The sequence below is a fragment of the Telluria sp. ZT3P26 genome (assembly GCF_059686035.1).
Genome location: NZ_JCASII010000001.1, coordinates 217,773 through 242,729, shown reverse-complemented (window position 1 = coordinate 242,729; position 24,957 = coordinate 217,773). Strand labels below are relative to the sequence as shown.

22 protein-coding genes are annotated in these 24,957 nt (G+C 65.2%); 9 read left to right on the top strand and 13 right to left on the bottom strand.

From position 1 onward, the window contains the following. Positions 1–107: 107 nt before the first annotated feature. From AC56LN_RS01080 to AC56LN_RS01060, 5 genes are all read right to left on the bottom strand, one after another. The gene (locus AC56LN_RS01080) at positions 108–1,601 is read right to left on the bottom strand and encodes an efflux transporter outer membrane subunit (protein WP_499569495.1); all 1,494 of its coding nucleotides are present in this window, start codon (positions 1,599–1,601) and stop codon (positions 108–110) included. Continuing rightward, the gene (locus tag AC56LN_RS01075; protein ID WP_499569493.1) at positions 1,601–4,783 is read right to left on the bottom strand and encodes an efflux RND transporter permease subunit; all 3,183 of its coding nucleotides are present in this window, start codon (positions 4,781–4,783) and stop codon (positions 1,601–1,603) included. Before AC56LN_RS01075 ends, AC56LN_RS01080 begins: the two co-directional genes overlap by 1 nt. A 6-nt stretch (positions 4,784–4,789) precedes the next feature. Further along, positions 4,790–5,977 carry an efflux RND transporter periplasmic adaptor subunit gene (locus AC56LN_RS01070; RefSeq protein WP_499569492.1) on the bottom strand — a complete coding sequence of 396 codons (1,188 nt, stop codon included), beginning with the start codon at positions 5,975–5,977 and terminating at the stop codon, positions 4,790–4,792. 395 nt (positions 5,978–6,372) lie between these two features. Beyond that, entirely contained in the window at positions 6,373–7,218 is an 846-nt protein-coding gene (locus AC56LN_RS01065; RefSeq protein ID WP_499569491.1) for an alpha/beta hydrolase, read from the bottom strand. Next, entirely contained in the window at positions 7,215–7,433 is a 219-nt protein-coding gene (locus AC56LN_RS01060; RefSeq protein WP_258835739.1) for a hypothetical protein, read from the bottom strand. The genes AC56LN_RS01065 and AC56LN_RS01060 overlap by 4 nt, the downstream gene beginning before the upstream one ends. 139 nt (positions 7,434–7,572) lie before the next feature. On the opposite strand from AC56LN_RS01060, the gene AC56LN_RS01055 reads away from it, so the two are divergent. The 4 genes from AC56LN_RS01055 to AC56LN_RS01040 all read left to right on the top strand — a co-directional run bounded on the left by AC56LN_RS01055 (position 7,573) and on the right by AC56LN_RS01040 (position 10,546). Further along, positions 7,573–8,532, top strand: a complete 960-nt coding sequence (locus AC56LN_RS01055) for a LysR family transcriptional regulator (RefSeq protein WP_499569490.1) — start codon at positions 7,573–7,575, stop codon at positions 8,530–8,532. 63 nt (positions 8,533–8,595) lie between these two features. Continuing rightward, positions 8,596–9,042, top strand: a complete 447-nt coding sequence (locus AC56LN_RS01050; protein WP_499569489.1) for an Mpo1 family 2-hydroxy fatty acid dioxygenase — start codon at positions 8,596–8,598, stop codon at positions 9,040–9,042. 80 nt (positions 9,043–9,122) lie between these two features. Further along, complete coding sequence (locus tag AC56LN_RS01045) at positions 9,123–10,061, top strand: DMT family transporter (RefSeq protein ID WP_499569488.1); 939 nt, start codon at positions 9,123–9,125, stop codon at positions 10,059–10,061. Next, a complete protein-coding gene (locus tag AC56LN_RS01040; RefSeq protein WP_499569487.1) occupies positions 10,058–10,546 on the top strand; it encodes a GNAT family N-acetyltransferase in 489 nt (162 codons plus the stop codon). Before AC56LN_RS01045 ends, AC56LN_RS01040 begins: the two co-directional genes overlap by 4 nt. 222 nt (positions 10,547–10,768) lie before the next feature. On the opposite strand, the gene hutI is transcribed toward AC56LN_RS01040, so the two are convergent. From hutI to ada, 8 genes are all read right to left on the bottom strand, one after another. Then, on the bottom strand, positions 10,769–11,971 hold the full coding sequence (gene hutI, locus AC56LN_RS01035) for an imidazolonepropionase (RefSeq protein ID WP_499569486.1): 1,203 nt from the start codon (positions 11,969–11,971) through the stop codon (positions 10,769–10,771). Then, a complete protein-coding gene (locus tag AC56LN_RS01030; RefSeq protein ID WP_499455705.1) occupies positions 11,964–12,575 on the bottom strand; it encodes a HutD/Ves family protein in 612 nt (203 codons plus the stop codon). The genes hutI and AC56LN_RS01030 overlap by 8 nt, the downstream gene beginning before the upstream one ends. A gap of 12 nt (positions 12,576–12,587) precedes the next feature. Beyond that, complete coding sequence (locus tag AC56LN_RS01025; protein WP_499569485.1) at positions 12,588–13,946, bottom strand: formimidoylglutamate deiminase; 1,359 nt, start codon at positions 13,944–13,946, stop codon at positions 12,588–12,590. Further along, the gene (gene hutG, locus AC56LN_RS01020) at positions 13,943–14,731 is read right to left on the bottom strand and encodes an N-formylglutamate deformylase (protein WP_499569484.1); all 789 of its coding nucleotides are present in this window, start codon (positions 14,729–14,731) and stop codon (positions 13,943–13,945) included. Before hutG ends, AC56LN_RS01025 begins: the two co-directional genes overlap by 4 nt. 18 nt (positions 14,732–14,749) lie before the next feature. Further along, on the bottom strand, positions 14,750–16,282 hold the full coding sequence (hutH, locus tag AC56LN_RS01015) for a histidine ammonia-lyase (protein WP_499569483.1): 1,533 nt from the start codon (positions 16,280–16,282) through the stop codon (positions 14,750–14,752). A 4-nt stretch (positions 16,283–16,286) separates the two neighbouring features. Continuing rightward, entirely contained in the window at positions 16,287–17,996 is a 1,710-nt protein-coding gene (gene hutU / locus AC56LN_RS01010; RefSeq protein ID WP_499569482.1) for a urocanate hydratase, read from the bottom strand. A 179-nt stretch (positions 17,997–18,175) separates the two neighbouring features. Next, positions 18,176–19,843 (bottom strand): amidohydrolase, encoded by a 1,668-nt coding sequence (locus tag AC56LN_RS01005; RefSeq protein ID WP_499569481.1) that lies wholly within the window; start codon positions 19,841–19,843, stop codon positions 18,176–18,178. Between the two features lie 97 nt (positions 19,844–19,940). After that, positions 19,941–21,038: a bifunctional DNA-binding transcriptional regulator/O6-methylguanine-DNA methyltransferase Ada gene (ada, locus tag AC56LN_RS01000; protein ID WP_499569479.1), complete on the bottom strand. Its 1,098-nt coding sequence runs from the start codon at positions 21,036–21,038 to the stop codon at positions 19,941–19,943. A gap of 130 nt (positions 21,039–21,168) precedes the next feature. On the opposite strand from ada, the gene hutC reads away from it, so the two are divergent. The 5 genes from hutC to AC56LN_RS00975 all read left to right on the top strand — a co-directional run bounded on the left by hutC (position 21,169) and on the right by AC56LN_RS00975 (position 24,828). Next, on the top strand, positions 21,169–21,909 hold the full coding sequence (hutC, locus tag AC56LN_RS00995; RefSeq protein ID WP_499569478.1) for a histidine utilization transcriptional repressor HutC: 741 nt from the start codon (positions 21,169–21,171) through the stop codon (positions 21,907–21,909). Positions 21,910–21,994: 85 nt separating this feature from the next. Beyond that, on the top strand, positions 21,995–22,399 hold the full coding sequence (locus tag AC56LN_RS00990) for a response regulator (RefSeq protein WP_499569477.1): 405 nt from the start codon (positions 21,995–21,997) through the stop codon (positions 22,397–22,399). A gap of 233 nt (positions 22,400–22,632) precedes the next feature. Then, positions 22,633–22,959: a thioredoxin TrxA gene (trxA, locus tag AC56LN_RS00985; protein ID WP_482896324.1), complete on the top strand. Its 327-nt coding sequence runs from the start codon at positions 22,633–22,635 to the stop codon at positions 22,957–22,959. Positions 22,960–23,107: 148 nt separating this feature from the next. Next, on the top strand, positions 23,108–24,370 hold the full coding sequence (gene rho, locus AC56LN_RS00980) for a transcription termination factor Rho (RefSeq protein WP_183556196.1): 1,263 nt from the start codon (positions 23,108–23,110) through the stop codon (positions 24,368–24,370). Positions 24,371–24,558: 188 nt separating this feature from the next. Next, positions 24,559–24,828, top strand: coding sequence for a type B 50S ribosomal protein L31 (locus AC56LN_RS00975; RefSeq protein ID WP_183556195.1), 270 nt, complete (start codon positions 24,559–24,561; stop codon positions 24,826–24,828). Positions 24,829–24,957: the final 129 nt, after the last annotated feature.

Genomic DNA, 24,957 nt, shown 5'->3' with positions numbered 1-24,957 from the left:
AGACTCAATTGAATCCGGATATTTTTGTAGTTTTGCTACACAGACGAAAAAAACGGCGGTACGCTCACGCGCACCGCCGCAAAGGGCAAACAACTTTTATACGGGAATCAACGTTGCGCCACCGCCGCATTCACCGGCTGCGTCGCATCCCAACCGCCGCCAAGTGCGCGAATCAGCGCCACCGTCGTCAACGCGCGCTCACCGCGCAACTGCACCGCCGTGCGTTCCACCACGGCCAGGTTGCGCTGGGCGTCGAGCAGCTCCAGATAGCTCGAGCGGCCCGCGTCGTACAGCTTCTGCGCAAGATCGGCCGAGCGGCGCGCCGAGACCACGGCTGCGTCGATCTCACCGGCCTGCCCTGCCAGGATGCGCAGGCCGGCCAGGTTGTCCTCGACCTCGGCAAACGCCACCAGCACGCTCTGGCGGTAGGTGCCCACCGATTCTTCGAGTACCGCTTCGCTGCGCACGATGTTGTTGCGGTTACGACCACCGTCGATGATCGGCATCGAGGCCAGGGCGCCGAGTACCCACGAACGGCTGCTCCACTTGAACACTTCCGAGAACACGCCGCCCACGCCGCCGCCATCGGCATTGATGGTCAGGGCCGGGAACATCGCCGCGCGCGCCACGCCGATGCGGGCGTTCGACGCTTCCATCGCGCGCTGGGCGGCGACGATGTCGGGCCGGCGCTCGAGCAGCGACGATGGCAGGCCGGCAGGAATCGCCGGCATCAGGCTCGCATCGAGCAACGGGCTCGGACCAGCCACGTAATCGGCAGCCGGCTTGCCCAGCAAGACCGCCAGCGCATGCTCGGTGGTCGCGCGCTGGCGCTGCACGCCGATGGCTTCGGCGCGCGCGGTGGACAGCTCGGTGCGGGCGCGCGACAGGTCGAATTCACCGATGTCGCCCAGGTCGAAGCGGCGCTGCGTGACATTGATGCTTTCTTCACGCAGCCGCACCGTGTCGGCCAGCGTCACGAGTTCGGCATCGAGTGCGCGCAGCCTGAAATAGGTCTGCGCGACGTCCGCCTGCAATGCCAGCAGCACCGAGCGGAAGTTGGCTTCGGACGTCGCTGCATCGCCCCGCGCCGCCGACACGCCGGCCGCCACGCGGCCGAACAGGTCGACCTCGTAGCTGGCCGACAGGCGCGCGCTGTAGCTCGTGTAAGCCTCGGTGCCCGCGCCTTGCGGCAGGTTCGATTCGCGTGGCGACAGGCGCGCACGCTGGGCGCCGATGCCCACGCCCACCTGCGGGATGCGATCCGCTTCGGCGATACCGGCAATCGCGCGCGCCTGCTTGACGCGGCTGGCCGCGACCGACAGGTTGGCGTTGTTGGTGGCGGCTTCCTCGATCAGCGCGGTGAGCGCCGGGTCGTTGAAGGCCAGCCACCACTGGCCGCGCGGCTGCTGCTCGGCCGGCTGCGCCGGCTTCCAGCGCGCACCGTCGATGCCGGCTACTTCTGCTGCCGGCACTGGTGCCTGCGACTCGCGGAAGGCGTCCGGCGTGGCGATGTGCGGCTGCACGAAGTCGGGCGTGGCGCAGGCCGTCAGCAGCAACGCCGCCAGCAGGGGCGCGACGCCCTTTGCAATCATCGTATTCATCAGTGCACTCCTTCTGCGCTGTGCGCCACCGCAGGGGCGGTGTGCACGGGTTTTTCAAAACGCTTGGCCAGCGAGCGCAGCAACACATAGAACAGCGGCGTGAGGAACAGGCCGAAGAAGGTCACGCCCAGCATGCCCCAGAACACGGCGACACCGATGGCATGGCGCATCTCGGAACCCGCGCCGCTCGAGAACACCAGCGGCACCACGCCGGCGATGAACGCGATCGACGTCATCAGGATCGGCCGCAGGCGCAGGCGGCTCGCTTCCAGCGCAGCCTCGACGACGCTGCGGCCATGGTCTTCGAGTTCGCGGGCAAATTCGACGATCAGGATCGCGTTCTTCGACGCCAGGCCGACCAGCACGAACAGCGCGATCTGCGTGAACACATTGTTGTCGCCCCCGGTGAGCCTGACGCCGATGAGCGCGCACAGGATCGACATCGGCACGATCAGGATCACCGACAACGGCAGCGTCCAGCTTTCGTACTGGGCTGCCAGCACCAGGAACACCAGCAGCACGCACAGCGGGAACACATAGATCATCGTGTTACCCGACAGGACGTCCTGGTAGGTCAGCTCGGTCCATTCGTACGACACGCCCTTCGGCAGCACTTCTTTCGCGATGCGTTCCATCGCCGCCTGCGCCTGGCCGGACGACACGCCCGGTGCCGCGCCGCCATTCATCTCGGCCGAGACATAGCCGTTGTAGCGCGTCACGCGGTCCGGACCATAGGTGTCCTTCACGCGCATCATCGACGACAGCGGAATCATTTCGCCCGTATTGCTGCGCACCTTGAACTGCTCGATCTGCTCGCGCTGCGAACGGAACGGCGCGTCAGCCTGCACCCGCACCTGGTAGGTGCGACCGAACTGGTTGAAGTCGTTCACGTACAGCGAGCCCAGATTGACCTGCAAGGTCTGATTGATGCTTGCCAGCGGCACGCCCAGCTGCTTGGCCTTCACGCGATCGATGTCCGCGTACAGCTGCGGCACGTTGATCTGGAAGCCCGAGAACACGCCCGCCAGTTCTGGCGTCTGCGCGGCCTTGGCCGTCAGCGCCTGCACTGCCTTGTTCAGCTCTTCGTAGCCGACGTTGCCGCGGTCTTCGATCATCATCTTGAAGCCGCCCGTCGTACCGAGGCCATTGACCGGCGGTGGCGACAGCACCATCACGAAGGCATCTTCGACCGCGCCCATGCGCTTGTTGATTTCGGCAGCGATGGCTTCGGCGCTCTGCGCCTTGTCCTTGCGCTGGTCGAACGACTTCAGGCCCACGAACACGATGCCGGCGTTCGGTGCATTGGTAAAGCCGTTGATCGACAGGCCCGGGAAGGCGATCGACGATTCGACACCGGGAATCTCCTGGGCGATCTTCGACATCTGGCGGATCACGGCGTCAGTGCGGTCGAGCGAAGCGGCGTCCGGCAGTTGCGCGAAGCCGATCAGGTAGGCCTTGTCCTGCGGTGGCACGAAGCCCGGCGGTACGGCCTTGAACATGAACACCCCGGCCACGGCCAGCGCGAGGTAGACAGCGACCGAAGCGCTCTTGCGGCGCAGGACACCCTTCACGCCATGTTCATAGCGCACCGACGAGCGGCCGAAGAAGCGGTTGAAGGCGGCAAAGAAGCGACCCAGCACGGCGTCGATCATGCGCGTCAGGCGGTCTTTTGGTGCGTTGTGCGGTTTCAGCAGCGCGGCCGACAGGGCCGGCGCCAGCGTCAGCGACGCGAAGGCCGAGATCACGGTCGAAATTGCGATCGTCAGTGCGAACTGGCGATAGAACTGGCCGGTCAGGCCCGACACGAACGCAATCGGCACGAACACGGCGCACAGCACCAGCGCGATCGCGATGATCGGCCCGCTGACTTCCTTCATGGCCTGGATGGTGGCATCGCGCGGATTCAAGCCATCGGCGATATTGCGCTCGACGTTTTCCACCACCACGATCGCATCGTCGACCACGATACCGATGGCCAGCACGAGGCCGAACAGCGACAGCGTATTGATCGAGAAACCGAAGGCCAGCATGACGGCAAAGGTACCCACCACCGACACCGGCACGGCCAGCAGCGGAATGATCGACGCGCGCCAGGTCTGCAGGAAGATGATCACCACCAATGCGACCAGCACGACCGCTTCGAACAGCGTCACGATGACCGAGTTGATCGACTCGCGTACGAACTGGGTCGGGTCATACACGATCGAGTACTTCACGCCTTCCGGGAACTCCTGCGACAGCGCTTCCATTGTCGTGCGCACGTCGGCGGACAGCTGCAGGTCGTTCGCGCCAGGGGCGGCGAAGATCGGGATCGCGACGGCCGACTTGTTGTTCAGCAGCGAGCGCAGTGCGTACGAGCTCGAACCGAGTTCCATGCGCGCGACATCCTTGAGCAGCGTGGTGCCGCCTTCGGCATTGGTCTTGAGGACGATGTCGCCGAATTCGTCGGTGCTTTGCAGGCGGCCCTGCGTGTTGACGGTGAGCTGGAAGTCGGCGTCCTTGGCCGGACCCTGGCCGATCACGCCGGCGGCGACCTGCACGTTCTGTTCGCGGATCGCATCGATGACGTCACCGGCGGTCAGGCCGCGCGCGGCGACCTTCTGCGGATCGAGCCAGATACGCATCGCGTAGTCGCCCGAGCCGAACAGCTGGACTTCGCCCATGCCCTTGATCCGGGCCAGCTGGTCCTTCACGTTCAGCACCGCGTAGTTACGCAGGTACAGGTCGTCGTAACGGCCGTCCGGCGAATTCAGGTGGACCACCATCGTCAGGTTCGGCGACGACTTCACGGTCGTCACGCCGATCTGGCGCACTTCTTCGGGCAGCCGTGGCAGCGCGCGCTGGACCCGGTTCTGCACCGCGGTCTCGGCCTGCTCGACATCGGTGCCGATCTTGAAGGTGACGGTCAGCGCCAGCGCGCCATCGGACGTGTTTTGCGACGACATGTACAGCATGTCTTCGACGCCGTTGATCTGCTCTTCCAGCGGCGTGGCCACCGTTTCGGCGATGACCTTCGGATTTGCGCCCGGATACTGGGCGCGCACCACCACGGAGGGCGGCGTCACTTCAGGGTACTCGGAAATCGGCAGCATGAAGATCGAGATCAGGCCGGCGACAAAGATGATCACCGACAGCACGACCGCGAAGATCGGCTTGTCGACAAAGAATTTAGGAAAGTTCATGGTGACTTATGCTCCCGTTGCGGCCGCTGCCGGTGCCGGTGCAGCCTTGGCCACCATCGGCACGACCTGCGCCGCGATCGGCGCGCCCGGACGCACGCGCTGCAGCCCGTTCACGACAATCTTTTCGCCAGGTTTGAGGCCTTCGCGCACGATGCGCAAGCCGTCGTCCAGCGGGCCCAGTTTGACACTGCGGTATTCGGCCTTGCCGTCCTTGTCGACAACGTAGACGAACTTGCGGTCCTGGTCGGTGTTGATGGCGCGGTCGACGATCAGGATCTGCGGGGTCGGCGCGCCGCCGGCGATCTGCACGCGGGCAAAGAGGCCCGGCGCCAGCGCGCGGTCGGCGTTGGCCAGCGTGGCGCGCATGCGCACGCTGCCGCTGCGGCTGTCAAGCTGGTTGTCGACGAACTCGAGCTTGCCGCTGTGCGGGAAGCCTTCTTCGCCGGCCAGGCCCACCTTCACCTCCACCGGCTGGCCGGCGTTGGTGCGGCGCGACACGCGCAGGTAGGTGGATTCATCGCCATCGAAGCTGGCGTAGATGCGTTCGAGCGAGACGACCGAGGTCAGGACTGCCGTGGCGTCCACCAGGTTACCCAGGGTGATCTCGGCCTTCGAGACGCGCCCGTCGATCGGCGACGTGACGCGGGTGTAGGCCAGGTTCAGGCGCGCCGTTTCGTGCTCGGCCTGGGCGGCGCGCACGCTCGCATCCAGTTCCTTCTGGCCAGCGGCGCGCTCATCGAACTCGCGCTGGGCGATGGCCTTGTCGGCCAGCAGAAGCTCGGCGCGCTGCAGTTCAAGACGGGCCAGGCCGGCGCGTGCCTGTGCGGCAGCGGCGACGGCCTTCGTGCGGTCCGCTTCGGCCTGGTAGGGCCGTGGGTCGATCACGAACAGGACCTCGCCCTTTTTCACTTCGGCGCCCGGCTTGAAGTTCACCGCGGTGATGTAGCCCGACACGCGGGGACGGATTGCTACGACTTCGATCGCTTCCAGACGACCGGAGAATTCCTGCGTTTCGGTCACGGGGCGCTGGATGACGACCGCGCTCGTGACTGGTGGTGCGCCTGGCGCTGCCGCTGCCGGTGCGTCGTCGCTGGTGGCGTCCGCGCAGCCGGTCAGACCGGCGCCCGCGAGACCTGCGATTGCCAGCGCGGCGATGATGACGCGCAGTTTGCCCATCCCTGATTGGTTATTCATGATTAACCCTTTTATTAAGAACGATGAAATACGACGATGAAAAAAAAGACAATAGAACCCCGTCCCGCGTCGCTGGCATGTCGGGCCAGACGAAACGCAGGCAAAACGAATCCCCTTCCGCGCCTGGGCGTGGAAAAAATTTCTGCTATCTGATGTAGAGCCGGTGGCTTATGCCGGCGGTTGGCCGTGTGTTATCTGCAAGGCAGGTGCTGCGACTGGACGCTGTGATGCATTAGCACTTCCTTATTGTGATGAACTCTTACTTACCATTGTGGTTGCAACTAGTAGGGTGGACGGCTACGCCGTCCACGCGTTCAAATCCATATGGTTTTGTGGCACGCCATCGTTCGTCGAACGCGTGGACGGGAAACCCGTCCACCCTACGACGGCGCACATCAAGCCCCCTGCCGCCCTTCCAGCCGCGCCAGGAAGTTGGCAATCTCGCCCATCGCCTGCCACTTGCAGGCGCATTCATTGCGGCCGTTCGGGTCTTGCAGATCGGCGGGCGCCATGCGCCGCACCGTAGTACAGATACCCGCATTGATCAGCTTTGCGCCATACAGCTCGGCTTCGTCGCGCAGCGGATCGTCTTCGGCCGACAGGATCAGCGCCGGCGCAAGGTTCTTCAGCCGGCTCGAATGCAGCGGCGCCGCGTACGGATGCGAGCGGTCGGCAGCATGGGGCAGATAGCCGCGATAGGCTTCGGCGCAGATCGTGGCGGCCTTTTCGCGGTCGGAGCATTGCGTGAGCTGGCGCATCGAGCCGGTGCTCAGGGCCGGATCGAGCATCGGCATGACCAGGATCTGGCCAGCGAGTGCCGGGCCACCACGATCACGCGACATCAGCGCGCAGACGGCCGCCAGGTTGGCGCCGGCTTCGATGCCGGCCGTGACCAGCAGCTTGCCGTTCCAGCCAAGCTTGGTCTTGTTCTTCTTGGCCCATTGCAGGACCGCGTGGGCATCCTCGACGGCGGCCGGGAACGGGCTGACCGTGGCCAGCGTGTAGCTCGGTGCCAGCACCAGCGGCAGGTGATCGCATTCGGCCAGCGAGCGCAGGAAGTCGTCCGCCTCATCGAGGTCGCCGCTGTCGAAACCGCCGCCGTGGTAGAACACGACCAGCATGTCGCGCTTGGCGGCCGGGCCGGCGGCGTACAGGCGGGCGGGCAGCCCACCGGTGGCGCCCGCGACCTCGAGGTCGCGTACTTTCAGCGCGCGGTCCGGGATGTCGCCCACGGCGTTCATCGCGGGACCTGCCCGAGCTCGAGTTCGACGATGCGCTCGTCGACGACGGCGCAATCGCCCACGCAGCTCATCTGCATCTGCATCGACAGTGCCCGCACGCCGCGTGCTTCGGCGCCGGCGGCGCGGGAGTAAGCATCCGTGCAAAGCAATCCCGCCAGCGCAACGCCGCTAAGCGTGACTGCAACCGTGGTAAAAATGCCATCTCGAATACTCATGTCCTGCTCCGTCTTCTCAAGTAAAAATTTGTTGCGATGCACACATAATAGTCTTGATCTACAATCGGATAAAGATGGCAATACCGAATTGATTGTTCAGATTCCTGAACAATGTCACGCATTTTGAATGAAAACCCGGATGAACAAGCTGCAAGCCATGGAAGTGTTCGTACAAGTCGTCGATGCGGGCAGCTTCACGCGCGCCGCCGATACGCTGCAGATGCCCAAGGCGACGGTGTCGACGCTGATCCAGGCGCTGGAAACGTCGCTCGCCTCGCGCCTGCTGCACCGTACGACCCGCCACGTGTCCGTGACATCCGATGGCGCCGCCTATTACGAGCGCTGCGTGCGGATCCTGTCGGACGTGCGCGACGCCGAAGAATCGCTGACGCGTCACCGCTTCAGCCCCAGTGGCCGGCTGCGGGTGGACGCGCCCACGGGCCTGACCTGCGAGATCCTGATTCCGGCCCTGCCCGACTTCTTCGAGCGCTATCCCGATATCACGCTGGAGATGGGCAGCACCGATCGCCCCGTCGACCTGGTCGAGGAAGGCGTCGACTGCGCCGTGCGCGGTGGCGACCTGATCGACAACAACCTGATTGCACGCCGCGTTGGCGTGATCAATTTCGTCACCTGCGCGGCACCATCGTATATCGAGCGCTTCGGCATGCCGCTGCATCCGAACGATCTGGAACGCCATCGGTGCGTCAATTACTTTTCGTCCAAGTCGGGCAAGGTCAGCGGCTGGGATTTCACCCGCGACGGCGAGCGCATCGAGGTCATGCTGCCCGGCGCCATCGCGCTCAACGACTCGAACGCCTATATCAAGGCAGGCCTGGCAGGCCTGGGCGTGATCAATATGACCGACTATCTTTTGTCCGAGCAACTTGCCACCGGCAAGATGGTGCGGCTGCTGCCGGATTGGCGCTGCGATCCGATTCCCGTCCACGTCGTGTATCCGCACAACCGCCATTTGTCGGCCAAGGTGCGGGTATTCGTCGAATGGATCGCCGAGCTGTTCGCGAACCATGCCCATCTGCGCGTGCAGCCCGCCGACACCACGGCGCCCACACCAGCGCTGCCGCCAGGGGCGCGATGAGCGGGACGGCGCGGTAAAAGCGGCGGTAGAATCGTCCTTACAACAATGCAAGGAGACGCCGCCATGCACACCGCATCCACGCCCCGCGCCATCGATGTCCTGCTGGCGCGCTATGGCGAAAGCCACCGCAATCCCGTCAATGAGCTGATCCACATCGTCTGCATTCCGGCAATCGTGTTCAGCCTGCTGGGCATCCTGTGGGCCATCCATCCAATCGTGCCGCTGCTGGTCGTGGCGGTGGCGCTGGTGTATTACAGCAAGCTGTCGCGCACGTTCGCGCTGGGCATGGCCGTGATGGCTGGTGTCATGCTGGTGCTGCTGGCCCTATTGCCGGACGGGACCGTGTTGACGACGTCGATCGGCGTGTTCGTGGCGGCCTGGATCGGCCAGTTCGTCGGCCACCATATCGAGGGCAAGAAGCCGTCGTTCTTCGACGATCTGCGCTTCTTGCTGATCGGGCCGCTGTTCGTGCTGAGCATTCTGTACCGGCGTATCCGGCTTGCATGGTGATGTTGCATTTCTACTACATCGGGACGACCGGCCGATGAGGTGATGCCGACAGGAACGTGGGGGCCATCTATACTCCCGCGATGTCTTCCCCCATCCTGTTTACCCTCGCGTCCCTGATCTGGGGCTCGACCTTCTGGGCCATCACCCTTCAACTGGGGCACACCGCACCGGCGGTGTCGGTGGCCTACCGCTTCTTCCTTGCCGCCGCCGCGCTGTTCGCCGTGTGCATCGTGCGCCGCGAACGCCTGAGCCTGCCATGGCGCACGCACCGCTGGATGGCGCTGCAGGGCGGCCTGACCTTCGGCATCTCGTATATCTGCACGTACCACGCGGAGCAGCATGTCGTCTCTGGCCTGGTGGCCGTGATGTTTGCGCTGATGGTGTTCTGGACGCCGATCTGGAGCCGCCTCTTCTTCGGCACCGCCATCAACCGCCGTACCTGGACCTGCGGCACGGCCGCCACGGTGGGCGTCGCGCTGCTGTTCTGGCACGCCATTGGCGACGCCTGGCAGGCGATCCAGGCTGGCGGCAACGGTCACTTCATTGCCGGCGTCGTGCTGGCGCTGGCCGCGACCATGGCCAGCGCGGGCGGCAGCGTTGTCGTCACCAAGGTCAAGCAGCAGTGCGCGAACCTGCCGCTGACGATGGCGTGGTCGATGCTGTGGGGCGCCTCGATGGTGACGCTGTGGTCGCTCGCGAACGGCGACGCCTTCACGCTGCCCGACAGCGGCACCTACTGGGCTGGCCTGTTTTATCTGTCGATCTTCGGCTCCGTCATCGCCTTCTTTGCCTACTTCACGCTGATCGCCCGCATCGGCGCCAACAGGGCCGTGTACGTCACCGTCGTCACGCCCGTGCTGTCGGTGCTGCTGTCGGTACTGCTTGAAGACTACCGCCCCGGCGCGCTCGAATTTCTCGGCATGATCGTGTGCCTGGCGAGCGTGGCCTGGGCCGTGCGCGCACCCGCACCGAAAATCGTGCAATCCGCTAACCTGAACAATCCCATCGAATCGCTATGACCGCTGCCCCATTTTCCATCCGCCCTGCCCGTCCCGACGACGTCACCCACATCCACGCCATGATCGTGGAACTGGCCGTCTTTGAAAAACTCGAACACATGGTCGTGGCCACCGAAGCGCTGCTGCACGAAGGCCTGTTCGGCGCGCACCCATCGTGCGAAGCGATCGTTGGCGAAGAGAACGGCGAGGTCGTCACCTTCGCGCTGTTCTTCCATAACTTCTCGACCTTCCTGACCAAGAAGGGCTTGTACCTTGAAGACCTGTATGTGAAGCAGGCGCATCGCGGCAAGAACATCGGCACGCGCATGCTGCAACGGCTGGCGCAGCTGGCGGTCGAGCGCGGCTGCGGGCGTTTCGAATGGTCGGTATTGGATTGGAACGAGCCTGCGATCAATTTCTATAAGGCGATGGGTGCTGACGTGATGCCTGACTGGCGCATCTGCCGCGTGACGGGCGAGAGCCTGACGGCACTGGCCGGGCGCTAAACCTGACCGACAAAGAAAAACCCACGACGCGTTGGCGCCGTGGGCAAACCCATTTTGGCAAATGGGGAGGGGAGAAGTTGAATCACGAGAAGGACTATAGCCAGCGATCCTTAACGATTGATTAAGCCTTACATTTGCTTACGGCCGTCGCCGTTTTTTTTACACGTCTTTAGATTCATCTTCTCTGAAACGCAGATGACAGACTTGCGGGCGATCAAGCGCTCAACCGATGGTGCGCAGGACGCCGCCATGGATGACGGCCTGGCAGGGATTCAAACCAATCGCATAAGCCAGATCGGCGGGTCGCGCGATGTTCCATAACGCCAGGTCGGCGCGCTTGCCGACCGTGAGCGTGCCGATCTCGTCCTGCAGACCGAGCGCGCGCGCCGCGTGCGCGGTCACGCCCAGCAGCGCCTCTTGCGGCGTGAGGCGCCACAGCGTGCAGGCCATGTTCAGTGCCAGCAGCAATGACGTCAGTGGCGAGGTGCCGGGATTGCAGTCGGTGGCCACGGCCATCGGCACGCCGGCGGCGCGCAAGGCAGCGATGGGCGGCATCACCGTTTCGCGCAGATAGTAATAGGCGCCCGGCAGCAGCACGGCCACCGTGCCGGCGCGGGCCATCGCGGCGATGCCCTGTTCGCTCAGGTGTTCAAGATGATCGGCCGACAAACCACCATGGCGCGCCACAAGTTCTGCGCCGCCCTGGTCGGACAACTGCTCGGCATGCAGCTTGACGGGCAAGCCCAACGCGCTTGCCTTGTCGAACACGCGCGCGGTCTGGGCATTCGTAAAGCCGATACGCTCGCAGAACGCATCGACTGCATCGACCAGGCCCTGCTCCGCCAGCGCGGGCAGCATGACGTCGCACACCTCGCTAATGTAATCGTCCGGACGCCCCGCGAATTCGGGCGGCAGCGCGTGCGCACCCAGGAACGTGGTGACGACGCGCACCGGCAGCAGTTCGCCGATGCGGCGCGCCGCGCGCAGCATGCGCTCTTCGGCGTCCAGCGCCAGACCGTAGCCGGACTTGATCTCGAGCGTCGTCACGCCTTCGGCCAGCAAGGCCTGCACACGCGGCAGGCTGGCCGCGACGAGCGCATCGACGTCCAGCGCGCGCGTGGCGCGCACGGTGGCCATGATGCCGCCGCCCTGGCGCGCGATGTCTTCATAAGTGGCGCCGTTCAGGCGTGCTTCCCATTCGTCGCTGCGGTTGCCGCCATGGACGATGTGGGTGTGGCAGTCGATCAGGCCAGGCGTGAGCCAGGCGCCGCCGCAGTCGTGTTCACGGGCGGCCTCCGGCGCATCGCGGCGCGCGCCGATCCAGGCGATGCGGCCATCCTTGATGGCCAGCGCGGCGTCGTGCAGCAGGCCGTAGCCGTTGTCCATCGTGGCCAGGTGCACGTTGGACAGCAGCAGGTCAGTCATACATCCCCATGTCGTCGTCATCGTCGTCAGAGTAATAGTGGACATCGACGATATAGATGGTGGCCTGGCCCGCCTCGAGCGTCCACACGGTGCCCTGGTCGAGCACCACCGCGTCGTAGCGCACGAGGCCGATGCGCTCGCTGTCGCTGGCCAGCTGCAGGCTGTCGCCTTCGGCCAAAAACAGCACCGTGATCTCGGCGCGCGCGATGAAGGTCGAATCGCCGCTCAGGCGCCGCCGGCCGAACTGGTGATAACAGCGCTCGCTGCGCGACATGACATTGAAGTCGGTCGTCGGCCCGCGATTGAGTTTGGCCCGCACTTCCGAGCTGCCGTCGAACGCGACGACCGGCTCGGCATGCGTGATCAGGGTCGGCTCGCCATCGATCTGCAAGGTCATGCCGTGGCCATCGACCAGCGCCAGCGTGCGGTCGACGCCCTCGAACTGCGAGAACGCGCCGTCTTCGGCGATGGTGGCGAGGCTGACGCGCCAGTCGAAATCGTCAAAGCCGGCGTCGAGCGGGCCGATCGCGATCTCGGTCGTGTTGCCGCCGCCGTTCTTCCACGGTACCGGGGCCAGGCCTGCAAACGGAATCAAGACAGTCATGTGGTCACCTTTCTAAGAACGCAAATCCCGGAGCGCCTGGCGGTAGCGCGAGGCAATCGCCTCCTGCGCCCGGTGGCGGCCGCTTTGGACCACCCAGCGTCCGCCGCACAGCACGTCGCGCACGAGGTTATCGTTACCGCAAAATACCATGCGACCAAGGACCTCGGCGTGGTCCACGCCGTCGAGGTTCGGATGCTGGGCGTCGAGCACCAGCAGGTCGGCGCGCCGCCCTGCTGCCAGTGCACCGACGCGCCGGCCAGTGGCCTGCGCGCCGCCAGTCAACGCAGCTTGCCACAAAAAGTCGCCGACGCTGCGCTGCGCAGGCACGTGCGCCACATTGCGCTGCCGGTGCTGCAGGCGCTGGCCGTATTCGAGCCAGCGCAATTCTTCGACGGGACTCTGCGAGACATGGCTGTCGCTGCCAATGCCGAAGCGCCCGCCGGCGGCGATGTACGGCGCCAGCGGGAACAGCCCGTCGCCCAGATTGGCCTCGGTAGTCGGGCACAGGCCGGCGACGGCGCCGCTGGCTGCCAGCGCCGTCACTTCGCCCGCATCCAGATGCGTGGCGTGCACGAGGCACCAGCGCGCGTCCAACGCGAGCTGGTCGAGCAAATAGGCCACCGGCCGCTGGCCCGTGTGCGCGATGCACTGCGCCACCTCGGCCTCCTGCTCGGCGATGTGGATGTGCAGCGGCCGCTCGGCGGGCAGGCCGGCCGCCAGCGCGCGGATCGCATCGATGCCGGCCGCGCGCAGCGAGTGCGGCGCGGCGCCCACTTCGAGCTGGCCGCTGCGCAGCGGCGCCAATGCCTCGACGATGCCCAGCACGTCGTCGACGTCCGTGCGAAAGCGCGCCTGGCCCGGCGTGAGCGGTTGCGCGCCAAACCCGGCATGGCTGTACAGCACGGGCAGCAGCGTCACGCCCATCCCGGCCAGTTGCGCGGCCGCGGCCACGCGCTCGGCGGTTTCGGCGGGCCGTGCATAGCTGGCGCCATCGGCAGCGCGCTGCAGGTAATGAAATTCGCAGACCGACGTATAGCCATGGCGCAGGCATTCGGCGAACAGCTGCGCGGCGATGGCTTCGATTTGCTCGGGCGTGATGCGCGCGGCGAAGCGGTACATCAGGTCGCGCCAGGTCCAGAAGCTGTCCGGCCCTTCGCTGCCCGTTTCGGTCAGGCCGCCCAGCGCGCGCTGGAACGCGTGCGAATGCAGGTTGACCATCCCCGGCAGTACGTATTCGGCGCGCGCCACGTTCAGCGGGGGGCGCGCGCCGGGCGCCACCTGCGTCAGGTCGCCCCCACTATCCCATTCGAGCAGCACGTCGCGCTGCCAGCCCTGCGGCAGCAGCGCGTGGCGCGCGAACAGCGCTGTCATGGGCGCACCCAGTCGACAGCGGCGCCAATCATGTCGCGCAGCAGTGGCTGCAGCGTCGCGGCGACCGCCGGCCGGTATTCGAACGGTGGCGCTTCGTTCATGTACAGGTACTGGCATTTCTCGAGCTGGATCGCGTGCACGCCCGATGCCGGCTGGCCGTAGTGGCGCGTGATGTATCCGCCCTTGAAGCGGCCGTTGAGCGCGATCGAGAAGCGCTCCTGCACGCGCGGCACGTCCAGCACCGCGGCTTCCAGCCCCGGGGCGCAGGAGGTGCCTTCGGCCGTGCCGAAGTTCAGGTCCGGCAGCGTGCCCTCGAAAAAGCGCGGCACGACGGAGGCGATGGAATGCGCGTCCCACAGCACCACGCGCCCGTGCTCCATCTTCAGGCGGTCGAGCTCCGCGCGCAACTGCGCGTGATACGGCTGCCAGTAGCGCGCCAGGCGCCGCTGCACCTCGGCCGCATCGGGCTCCATGCCATCGCGGTACAGGCGCTCGCGCCCGAAGGTGTCGAGCGGGCACAGGCCAGTGGTGTCCAGGCCCGGATACAGGTTCGTGTCTTCGGGCGGCCGATTCAGGTCGATCAGGTAGCGTGACCAGCGCGCCGAGATGGTCGAGATGCCCATCTCGTCGAGGAAGCCGTACAGTTCAGGCAAGTGCCAGTCGGTGTCGGCGCGCGCAGCGGCGCACGGCGCCAGCGTGTGCGCTACCTCGTCGGGAATATCGGTGCCCGCATGCGGCATCGATACCAGCATGGGAAGCCTGCCTGCCTTGAAGCGAAATTCCATCGCAACTCCCTGGTCGATTTACGGATGCAGCGCCGTGAACAGCGCCTTGCACGAGGCCGACAACGCGCCCTGCCACACCATCGTGCGCGCCGCCTCGATGTCCGGCGCAAAGAAGCGGTCGGCGTCGTATGGCGCGACCTGCTCGCGCAGCTGCGCATGGACCGATTCCAGCGTCTGCGAACTGCGCAGCGGCCGGTGGAACTCGATACCCTGGCACGCGGCCAGCAGCTCGATGCCGACGATCACGCAGGTATTGTGCGCCATCTGGTGAAGACGGCGCGCCGCGAAGGTCGCCATGCTGACATGGTCTTCCTGGTTGGCCGACGTCGGCAGGCTGTCGACGCTGGCGGGATGGGCCAGCGATTTGTTTTCGGACGCCAGCGCTGCTGCCGTCACGTGGGCGATCATGAAGCCGGAATTCAGGCCCGGCTCGCGCACGAGGAACGCCGGCAGGCCGGACAGGTTGGCGTCGATCAGCAGCGCGATGCGGCGTTCGGCCAGCGCGCCGATTTCGGCGATGGCCAGCGCCAGCGAATCGGCGGCAAACGCTACCGGCTCGGCATGGAAGTTGCCGCCCGAGAGGATGACGCCATCGTCGAACAGCAGCGGATTGTCGGTGACGGCATTCGCCTCGATCAGCAGCGTGCGCCCGGCATTGCCGATCAGGTCCATCACGGCGCCCATCACCTGCGGCTGGCAACGCAGGCTGTACGGGTCCTGCACACGCTCGTCGCCGACCAGGTGCGAAGCGCGGATCGCGCTGCCGGCCACCAGCTCGCGGTAGATGGCGGCCGCCGCGATCTGGCCCGGCTGTCCGCGCACCGCGTGGATGCGGGCATCGAACGGCGCGTCGCTGCCACGCGCGGCGTCGACCGACAATGCGCCGGTGACCAGCGCCGCCTCGAGCAGGCGCTCGGCCAGGAACAGGCCGTGCAGCGCCAGCGCGGTCGAGACCTGGGTGCCGTTGATCAGCGCCAGGCCCTCTTTCGCGCCCAGCACGACCGGTGCGATGCCGGCCGCCGCCAGCGCATCATTGGCGTCGACCAGCACGCCGTTGTGGCGCACCTGGCCCACGCCCAGCATCGCCAGCGTCATGTGCGCCAGCGGCGCCAGGTCGCCCGATGCGCCCACCGAGCCCTGTACGGGAATGGCCGGCATGATGTTGGCGTTGTACAGCGCAATCAGCGTCTCGACGATCAGCGGCCGCACGCCCGAGTAGCCGCGCGCCAGGCTGCCGATCTTGGTCAGCAGGATCAGGCGGACAATGTGATCGTCGATCAGCGGCCCCGTGCCCACCGCATGCGACAGGATCAGGTTGCGCTGCAGCGTGGCCAGTTGCTCGACCGGGATATGGGCCTTGGCCAGGATGCCGAAGCCCGTGTTGATGCCGTAGGCCGGCTCGCCTTTGGCGACGATGGCGGCGACGGCCGCGCTGGAGGCAGCGATGTCGTCCCAGGCGTTGGTGGCCAGGGCCAATGGCGTGTGCGCGCTCCAGGCGGCGCGCAGGTCGCTCAGGGACAGCTGGCCGGGGTGCAGAGTGAATTCGTTCATGGATTTATTTGATCATCGGAAGATTGAGGCCATTGCGCCGGGCGCAGTCGATGGCGGTGTCGTAGCCGGCGTCGGCGTGGCGCATGACGCCCGAGCCACAGTCATTGACCAGCACGCGCGCCAGGCGTTTTGCGGCGGCATCGGTGCCGTCGGCCACGATGACGACGCCCGAGTGCTGCGAATAGCCCATGCCCACGCCGCCGCCGTGGTGCAGCGAGACCCAGGTCGCGCCGCCGGCAGTATTCAGTAACGCGTTCAGCAGCGGCCAGTCGGAGACCGCGTCCGTCCCGTCGCGCATCGCTTCGGTTTCGCGATTCGGGCTGGCGACCGAGCCGGTGTCGAGGTGGTCACGGCCGATGACGATCGGCGCCTTCAGTTCGCCCGTGCGCACCATCTCGTTGAACGCGAGACCCGCCAGATGACGTTCGCCCAGGCCCAGCCAGCAGATGCGCGCCGGCAGGCCCTGGAATGCGATACGGTCACGCGCCATGTCGAGCCAGCGGTGTACCCGCGCGTCGTGCGGGAACAGCTCCTTGATTTTGGCGTCGGTCTTGTAGATGTCTTCCGGGTCGCCCGACAGCGCCACCCAGCGGAATGGCCCGCGCCCTTCGCAGAACTGCGGCCGGATATACGCCGGCACGAAACCGGGGAAATCAAAGGCATCCTGCACGCCTTCGTCCCTGGCCACCTGGCGGATGTTGTTGCCATAGTCAACCGCATGGCAGCCCATCGCCTTGAAGTCGAGGATCGCGCGCACGTGCTGCGCGCAGGATGCCGCCGCATCGCGCGTCAGGCGCGCGTGCTGCGCCGGGTCGCGCTGCGCGGCCTGCCATTCGGCCACGCTCCAGCCGCTTGGCAGGTAGCCATTGATCAGGTCATGGGCCGAGGTCTGGTCGGTCACCAGGTCGGGCTTGATGCCGCCGGCGCGGGCGCGGCGCACCAGTTCGGGCAGCACGTCGGCCGCGTTGCCGAGCAGGCCGATGGAGACGGCCTCGCGCTGCGCCGTGTGGTGCTGCACCATCGCCAGCGCCTCGTCGATGTCGCGCGCCTGCTTGTCGAGGTAGCGCGTGCGCAGCCGGAAATCGATGCTGCTTTGCTGGCATTCGACAGTCAGCGACACGGCGCCGGCGAAGCTCGCGGCCAGCGGCTGGGCGCCGCCCATGCCACCCAGGCCCGCCGTCAGGATCCAGCGTCCGAGCATGTCGCCGCCAAAGTGCTGGCGCCCTGCTTCGGCAAAGGTTTCGTAGGTGCCCTGCACGATGCCCTGCGTGCCGATATAGATCCAGCTGCCGGCCGTCATCTGGCCGTACATGAACAGGCCACGGCGATCGAGTTCGTTGAAGTGGGCCCAGTCGGCCCACTTGGGCACCAGGTTGGAATTTGCCAGCAGCACACGCGGGGCGTCCGGGTGGGTCTGGAACACGCCCACCGGTTTGCCGGACTGGATCAGGAGGGTCTGGTCGTCATCGAGTTCGCGCAGGCTGGCCAGGATCTGGTCGTAGCAGGCCCAGTTGCGGGCTGCGCGGCCGATGCCACCGTAGACGACGAGGCGCTGCGGGTTTTCCGCGACCTCGGCATCCAGGTTATTTTGAATCATGCGGTAGGCCGCTTCGGTCAGCCAGCTCTTGCAACTGAGCGTGGTGCCGCGCGGGGCGCGGATCACGCGTGAGGGGTCGAAGCGGGGATCGTCGATGAGACAGGCATCTTGGGACATGGCGGCTCCTTCGGTTCGGGGATGGGCTCCGCGTGCTTGCCGGATGACTTGGCTGCCAACCATCCCCGCGTGGACGGAAAATCCGTCCACGCTACGATGGGTTGGCGCCAACCGTCCCCGCGTGAACGCAGAATGCGTCCACCGTACCTCATTCAGGTTGTCTATACAACCCTATTGAATTACTTTTTGAAGACCTGTTTGCCCGCCACCCAGGTTTCGAGCACGCCGGTCTTGTGGATGTCATACGTCGGCATCTTGAACAAGTCCTGGTCGATGATGATGAAGTCGGCCTGCTTGCCGGTTTCGAGCGAGCCGAGGCTGTCTTCGCGGTGTCCGGCGTACGCGGCGTCGAGCGTGAAGCAGCGGAACGCTTCCTTCAGCGACATCGCCTGGTTCGGGTACCAGCCGGCCACCGGCTGGCCCTGCGCATCCTGGCGCGTGACGGCGGCGTGCAGGCCGAAGAACGGATTCGGCGCTTCGACCGGGAAGTCCGAGCCGCAGGCGATGCGCGAACCCTGGTGCAGGAAGGTGCGCCACGCATACGCGCCCTTGATGCGCTCCGGGCCAACGCGGGTTTCGGCCATGTTTTTATCCGACGTCGCGTGGGTCGGCTGCATCGACGGGATGATGCCGATCGACTTGAAGCGCGGGATGTCGCCCGCCTGCACGACCTGCGCGTGCTCGATGCGGTGACGCTGCGCTGCGCTCTTGGTTGCCGAGACTTCTTTCTGGTAGATGTCGAGGATCTGCTTGTTGCCGGCGTCGCCGATGGCATGCACATTGACCTGGTAACCGCGCCGCATCGCCTTCGTCATCATGGTGTCCATCTGCCCGCTCTTGAAGAACAGCAGGCCGTGCGAGTGCGCGTCATCGCTGTATGGCTTGATCAGCGCCGCGCCGCGGCTGCCCAGCGCGCCGTCGGAATACAGCTTCACGGCGCGCAGTGCGTACATGCCGTTGCCGTAGTCGTTCAGCGGGCCATTCCTGGCCAGCACATCGAAGTCTGCGCCGGCGCCGCCGATCATGCCGTACACGCGCGTCGTCAGCTTGCCCGCATCGGCGTAGGCGCGGTACAGGCGGTCCTGGGTTACGTCCACGCCGGCGTCGTGCACGCTGGTCAGGCCCACGCGCGCCAGTTCGCTCAGGGCGCGATCGAGCATCGTGCGCGATTCGGCCTCGGTCTGCGGCGGCAGCACCTTGGTTAGCAGGTCCTGCGCCGTATCGACCAGGACGCCGGTGGCTTCGCCATTCGCGTCACGCACGATCTTGCCGCCGACCGGATCCGGCGTGGCTTTCGTGATGCCGGCCAGCGCCAGCGCGCGGCTGTTGGCCCAGCCGGCGTGGCCATCGACGCGTTCGAGCCACACCGGCCGGTCGCTGACGACGGCGTCGAGTTCGGCGGCGGTGGGGAAGCGCCCCAGCTTCCAGTTTTCCTGGTTCCAGCCGCGCCCGCGCAGCCATGGGTGCCCCGGATTGGCGCCTGCGTACTCGCCGATCGACTTGAGCGCGCCGGCCAGCGAGGTGCTGTTGAACAGGTCGAGCTGCGTCAGTTGCTGGCCCAGGCCGAACACGTGGCCGTGGGCGTCGATCAGGCCGGGCAGCATCGTGCGCCCTTTCATGTCGATGCGTTTGGCCTGCGGCGCCCTGGCCGCGACATCCGCGCTGGCGCCCACGGCGATGATGCGGCCGGCGTCGTCGAACGCGATTGCGGTGAACTGCACCAGGTCGCCCTTCGTGTTGAGGGTATAACCGTTGGCGTTGTCGATCAGGGTCGCGGCGTGGGCTGGCAGGCTGCCGGCAACGGCCAGGACGATCAGGGAACACAGGGGGGTCAGGCGGGCGCGCATGCGTGGTTTTCTCCGTCGGTTGGGATCCCGCGCCTCGTGGGCGCAGCTCGGCAGAGTGTATCGAAATTTGCATGCCCGGCATAGCACCGGCGCCCGTTCAATCCGGGCTGGATGCGGACTGCTCCTCCTCGCGTTCGAGCAGCGTGCGCTTGCGCTCGATGCCCCAGCGATAACCCGACAGCGCGCCACCCGTGCGCACCACGCGGTGACAGGGAATCGCCACCGCGATCGGGTTGGACGCGCAGGCCCCGGCCACGGCGCGCGCGCCGCCCGCCACGCCGACGATGGCGGCCAGCTCTGCATAGCTGACGGTGCGTCCGGCCGGGATGCTGCGCAGCGCCTGCCACACGCGCTGCTGGAATGCGGTCCCGCGCACGTCCAGTGGCAACTCCAGGCCAATGCGCGGCGCTTCGACCAGCCCGACCACCTGCGCCACGGTCTGCCCGAACGCCGCATCGGCGCCTTCCAGCGCGGCCTGCGGAAAGCGCGCCTGCAGATCGTCCAGCAGCGGCGCCGGCGCGTCGCCGATCAGGATCGCGCAGATCCCGCGCCCGGTCGCCGCGACCAGAATCGCGCCCAGCGAGCACTGGCCGATCGCGAAGCGGATCGTTTCACCGCGCCCGCCAGCGCGGTAGTGCGCCGGCGCCATGCCCAGCACCGCCTGCGCGCCTGCATAAAAGCGCGTGCTTGAGCCGTAGCCGGCGTCGAACAGCGCATCGAGCACCGGCGCGCCCTCCGCCAGCCCGCGCCGTACGCGCTCGCCGCGCCGCGCCGCCGCATACGCTTTCGGCGTGATCCCCGTCTGCGCCTTGAACACGCGGTGGAAGTGAAAGCGGCTCATGCCGGCGGCCTGCGCCAGGCTGTCGAGGTCCGGCGCTTCGTCGGCGGCGTCGATCAGGCGGCACACCCGCGCGACGGCGTCGCGCTGGCGCTCGGCCAGTGGCGGCAGGTGCGGCGCGCAGCGCAGGCAGGGACGAAAGCCGGCTGCTTCGGCGGCATCCGGGCCCGCATGGAAAGCCACATTGGCGCGCCGCGCCGCGCGTGATGGACACGATGGCCGGCAATACACGCCGGTGGTGCGCACCGAGTAGACGAAGCGGCCGTCGAAGGCCGGGTCGCGCCGCTGCACGGCGGCCCAGCGCAGATCGGCGCTGCCTGCGCTGGCATCGGCTGCGGCATCGGTGGGGTTGGTCATGTTGTTCTCCAGGGGTCAGGCGGCAAGCCTATCGTAGCCCCATGCCGGGTGCTATGCACGCCGGGTCTTGCTTTCGAATCGAATGCTAGAATCTGGTCAGGTCAGACAGGCCGTCATCTCGGAGAACAGCTTGGACCCACGGACCACCCACGATCACCTGCAGGACAGCACCCCGGACAAAGCACCCATTTTCCGTCAGATCAAGGATTACCTGGTCGGTGAAATCGCCGCCGGGCGCTGGAAGGAAGGCGACCTGGTGCCGTCCGAACAGGCGCTGGTGCGCCTGTTCGGCGTCTCGCGCATGACGGTCAACCGCGCCGTGCGCGAACTCACCGCCGAGCAGGTCCTGGTGCGGCGCCAGGGCTCCGGCACGTATGTCGCGCCGCAGAAGTACCAGGCCACGCTGGTCGAGATCCGCAATATCGCCGACGAGATCCGCGAACGCGGCAGGCAGCACACCAGCCGCGTGCTGGTGCTCGAAGCCGGCGTGGCGGACGATGCGCTGGCCGCCGAATTTGCCCTCGACGCGGGCAGCACGCTGTATCGCTCGCTGATCGTCCATTTTGACAACGACATACCGATCCAGCTCGAAGACCGCTGGGTCAATCCGGCCTGCGCCCCGGCCTACCTGGAGCAGGATTTTTCCAGCATCACGCCCAATGAACACCTGATGGTGAGTGCGCCGCTGCAGGGCGCGACCTACGCCATCGAAGCCATGCCGGCATCAGGCGAGACGGCGCAGCGCCTTGGCATCGCGCCCGGCGCGCCATGCCTGGTACTGCACCGGCGCACGACATCGGCCGGCCGGATTGCCTCGGTGGCCACGTTATGGCATCCGGGCCATCTGGCACGGTTCACGGGCAGCGTCTGAAAATAACCATGCAAACAGACAACAAACCATGTCACACTGCGGCTGGTTGGCAGACCCGCCATCTTCCTCTCCGCCAGGTATGACCATGCCATCGCACGCCACCGACGCGCCCTCCCTCGCCGCGCCCCTGCGCATTCTGGTGCTGGACGACGATCCGCTGCTGCTGGAAGTGATGCACGAAATGCTGGCCACGTGCGGACCGCACACGGTCGTGCTGGAAAGCGACGCGCGCCGCGCGCTGCAGCGCCTGGATGATGTCACGCCCGATGTCCTGATCAGCGACCTGATGCTCCCGGAAATGGATGGCATAGAGTTCCTGCAAGCCGCTGCGGCGCAAGGGTATCAGGGCAAGGTGATCCTGATCTCGGCGCTGGAAGACGGTGTGCGCGAAGCGGCTGGCGAACTGGCGCGTGCGCTGGGGCTGCAAGTGATCGGGTCGTTTCGCAAGCCACTAGAACAGAACCAGTTGCGCGCGGCGTTGGCTTGTTGAAATTTTGTACAAGCGGCTAAACACTTTTCAAAAAAATGCGGTATTATTCGCCTCATTCCCCGCCTGACACCCTCTAGCCGTTCTTCCAATATTGAATTTTGCACACAGTGCCTCCACCATTGTGTAGTAACAATATTAAGCAGCACAGGAAGATACCCCCTAGCCGGTAGAGACGTTCCCCATGTCCTGTCTCAAGGCGTTAATCACAGTTATTACCTCTTATTGAGGAAACCATGAGCGAAAACATCAAACACATCAGCGATGCATCCTTTGAATCCGACGTGCTCAAATCCGAGCTGCCGGTGCTGGTCGATTTCTGGGCCGAGTGGTGCGGTCCTTGCAAGATGATTGCCCCGATCCTCGAAGAAGTCGCCAAGGAATACGGCGGCAAGATCACGATCGCCAAGATGGACGTCGACGCCAACCAGGCTGTTCCAGCCCAGTTCAGCATCCGCGGCATCCCGACCCTGATCCTGTTCAAGAATGGCGAAGTCGCTGCGCAAAAAGTCGGCGCACTGGCAAAAGGTCAATTGACCGCGTTCATCGACAGCAACATCTGATTCAGCTGATACAATAAGCGGCGACGACGCGCCCGCGTCATCGCCTCCCGGCCGGGAGGGCCCACGGCTCATTGCCACCTTCCCGCCTTGATTAACCCACGCAGTTCCCTCCCCTACCTTTTTTACCCGTCACGGGTTACCCACACACATGCATTTATCTGAACTGAAGGCGATGCACGTTTCCGCGCTGCTGGAAATGGCAATCGGCCTCGATATCGACAACGCAGCCCGCCTGCGCAAACAGGAATTGATGTTTGCAATCCTGAAGAAGCGCGCAAAAGGCGGTGAGCAGATCTTCGGCGACGGCGCTCTCGAAGTGCTGCCGGACGGTTTCGGTTTCCTGCGCTCGCCAGATGCGAGCTATATGGCCTCGACCGACGACATTTATATCTCGCCGTCGCAGATCCGTCGTTTCAACTTGCATACGGGTGACTCGATCGAAGGCGAAGTACGCACGCCAAAAGACGGCGAACGTTATTTCGCGCTGGTCAAGGTCGACAAGGTCAATGGCGAATCGCCAGAGGCTTCGAAACACCGCATCCTGTTCGAGAACCTGACGCCGCTGCACCCGAACGAGCCGCTGCGCCTCGAGCGCGACATGAACGGCGCCGAAAACATCACCGGCCGCATCGTCGACCTGATTTCGCCGATCGGCAAGGGCCAGCGCGGCCTGCTGGTGGCGTCGCCAAAGTCCGGCAAATCGGTCATGCTGCAGCACATCGCACACGCCATCACGGCGAATCACCCCGACGTCACGCTGATCGTCCTGCTGATCGACGAACGTCCGGAAGAAGTGACCGAGATGCAGCGTTCGGTGCGCGGCGAAGTGGTTGCCTCGACCTTCGACGAACCAGCGACCCGCCACGTGCAGGTTGCCGAGATGGTGCTGGAAAAAGCCAAGCGCCTGGTCGAAATGAAGAAGGACGTCGTGATCCTGCTGGACTCGATCACCCGCCTGGCGCGCGCCTACAACACCGTGATCCCTGCCTCGGGCAAGGTCCTGACCGGTGGTGTCGACGCCAACGCACTGCAGCGTCCGAAGCGCTTCTTCGGCGCAGCGCGTAATATCGAAGAAGGCGGCTCGCTGACCATCATCGCGACCGCGCTGATCGAAACCGGTTCGCGCATGGATGACGTGATCTTTGAAGAATTCAAGGGTACCGGCAATATGGAAGTGCACCTCGAGCGCCGCCTGGCCGAAAAGCGCGTCTACCCGTCGATCAACCTGAACAAATCGGGTACCCGCCGCGAAGAACTGCTGATCAAGCCGGACCAGCTGCAAAAAATCTGGATCCTGCGCAAGCTGCTGTACTCGATGGACGAGATCGAAGCGATGGAGTTCATCCTCGACAAGATGCGCGCAACGAAGAACAACGTGGAGTTCTTCGACATGATGCGCCGCGGCGGCTAAGCCACTGCAACGCATCCCGCGCAAAGGCAGCCTTCGGGCTGCCTTTTTTGTTGGGCATTGCCGGAAGGTGAAAACCAATTTATAATCGCCGGTTCTGCCCAACCCTGGCAAGTGATCGGCAATCGGGTCAAGAAGCGAGACGACCGACGAAGTGCTGTTTGGCTACCAACTCTATAGAAAGCAAGACCATGAAGACCGAAACTCACCCAGAATACCGCGACGTCGTGTTCCATGACGTGTCGTGCGACTTCAAGTTCATCACGCGCTCGACCATCAACACCCGCGACAAGATCGAACACGAAGGCAAAGAATACCCACTGGTCAAGATCGAGGTGTCGGCTGAATCGCACCCGTTCTTCACCGGCAAGCACAAGATCGTCGACACCGCCGGTCGCGTCGAGAAATTCCGCCAGAAGTTCGGCGCAGTTGGTTCGAAGACCTCGGTCGCCAACGGCTAATAGCCGATGTAATCCCGTCAAAGCCTTCACCGGCTTTGGCCAGACAGCCGGCTTTGCCGGCTTCAAAAAAGAAGCCGCTTATCCGGCTTCTTTTTTTTCGCGGCTATACTACGCGCTCATTTCTGCCAT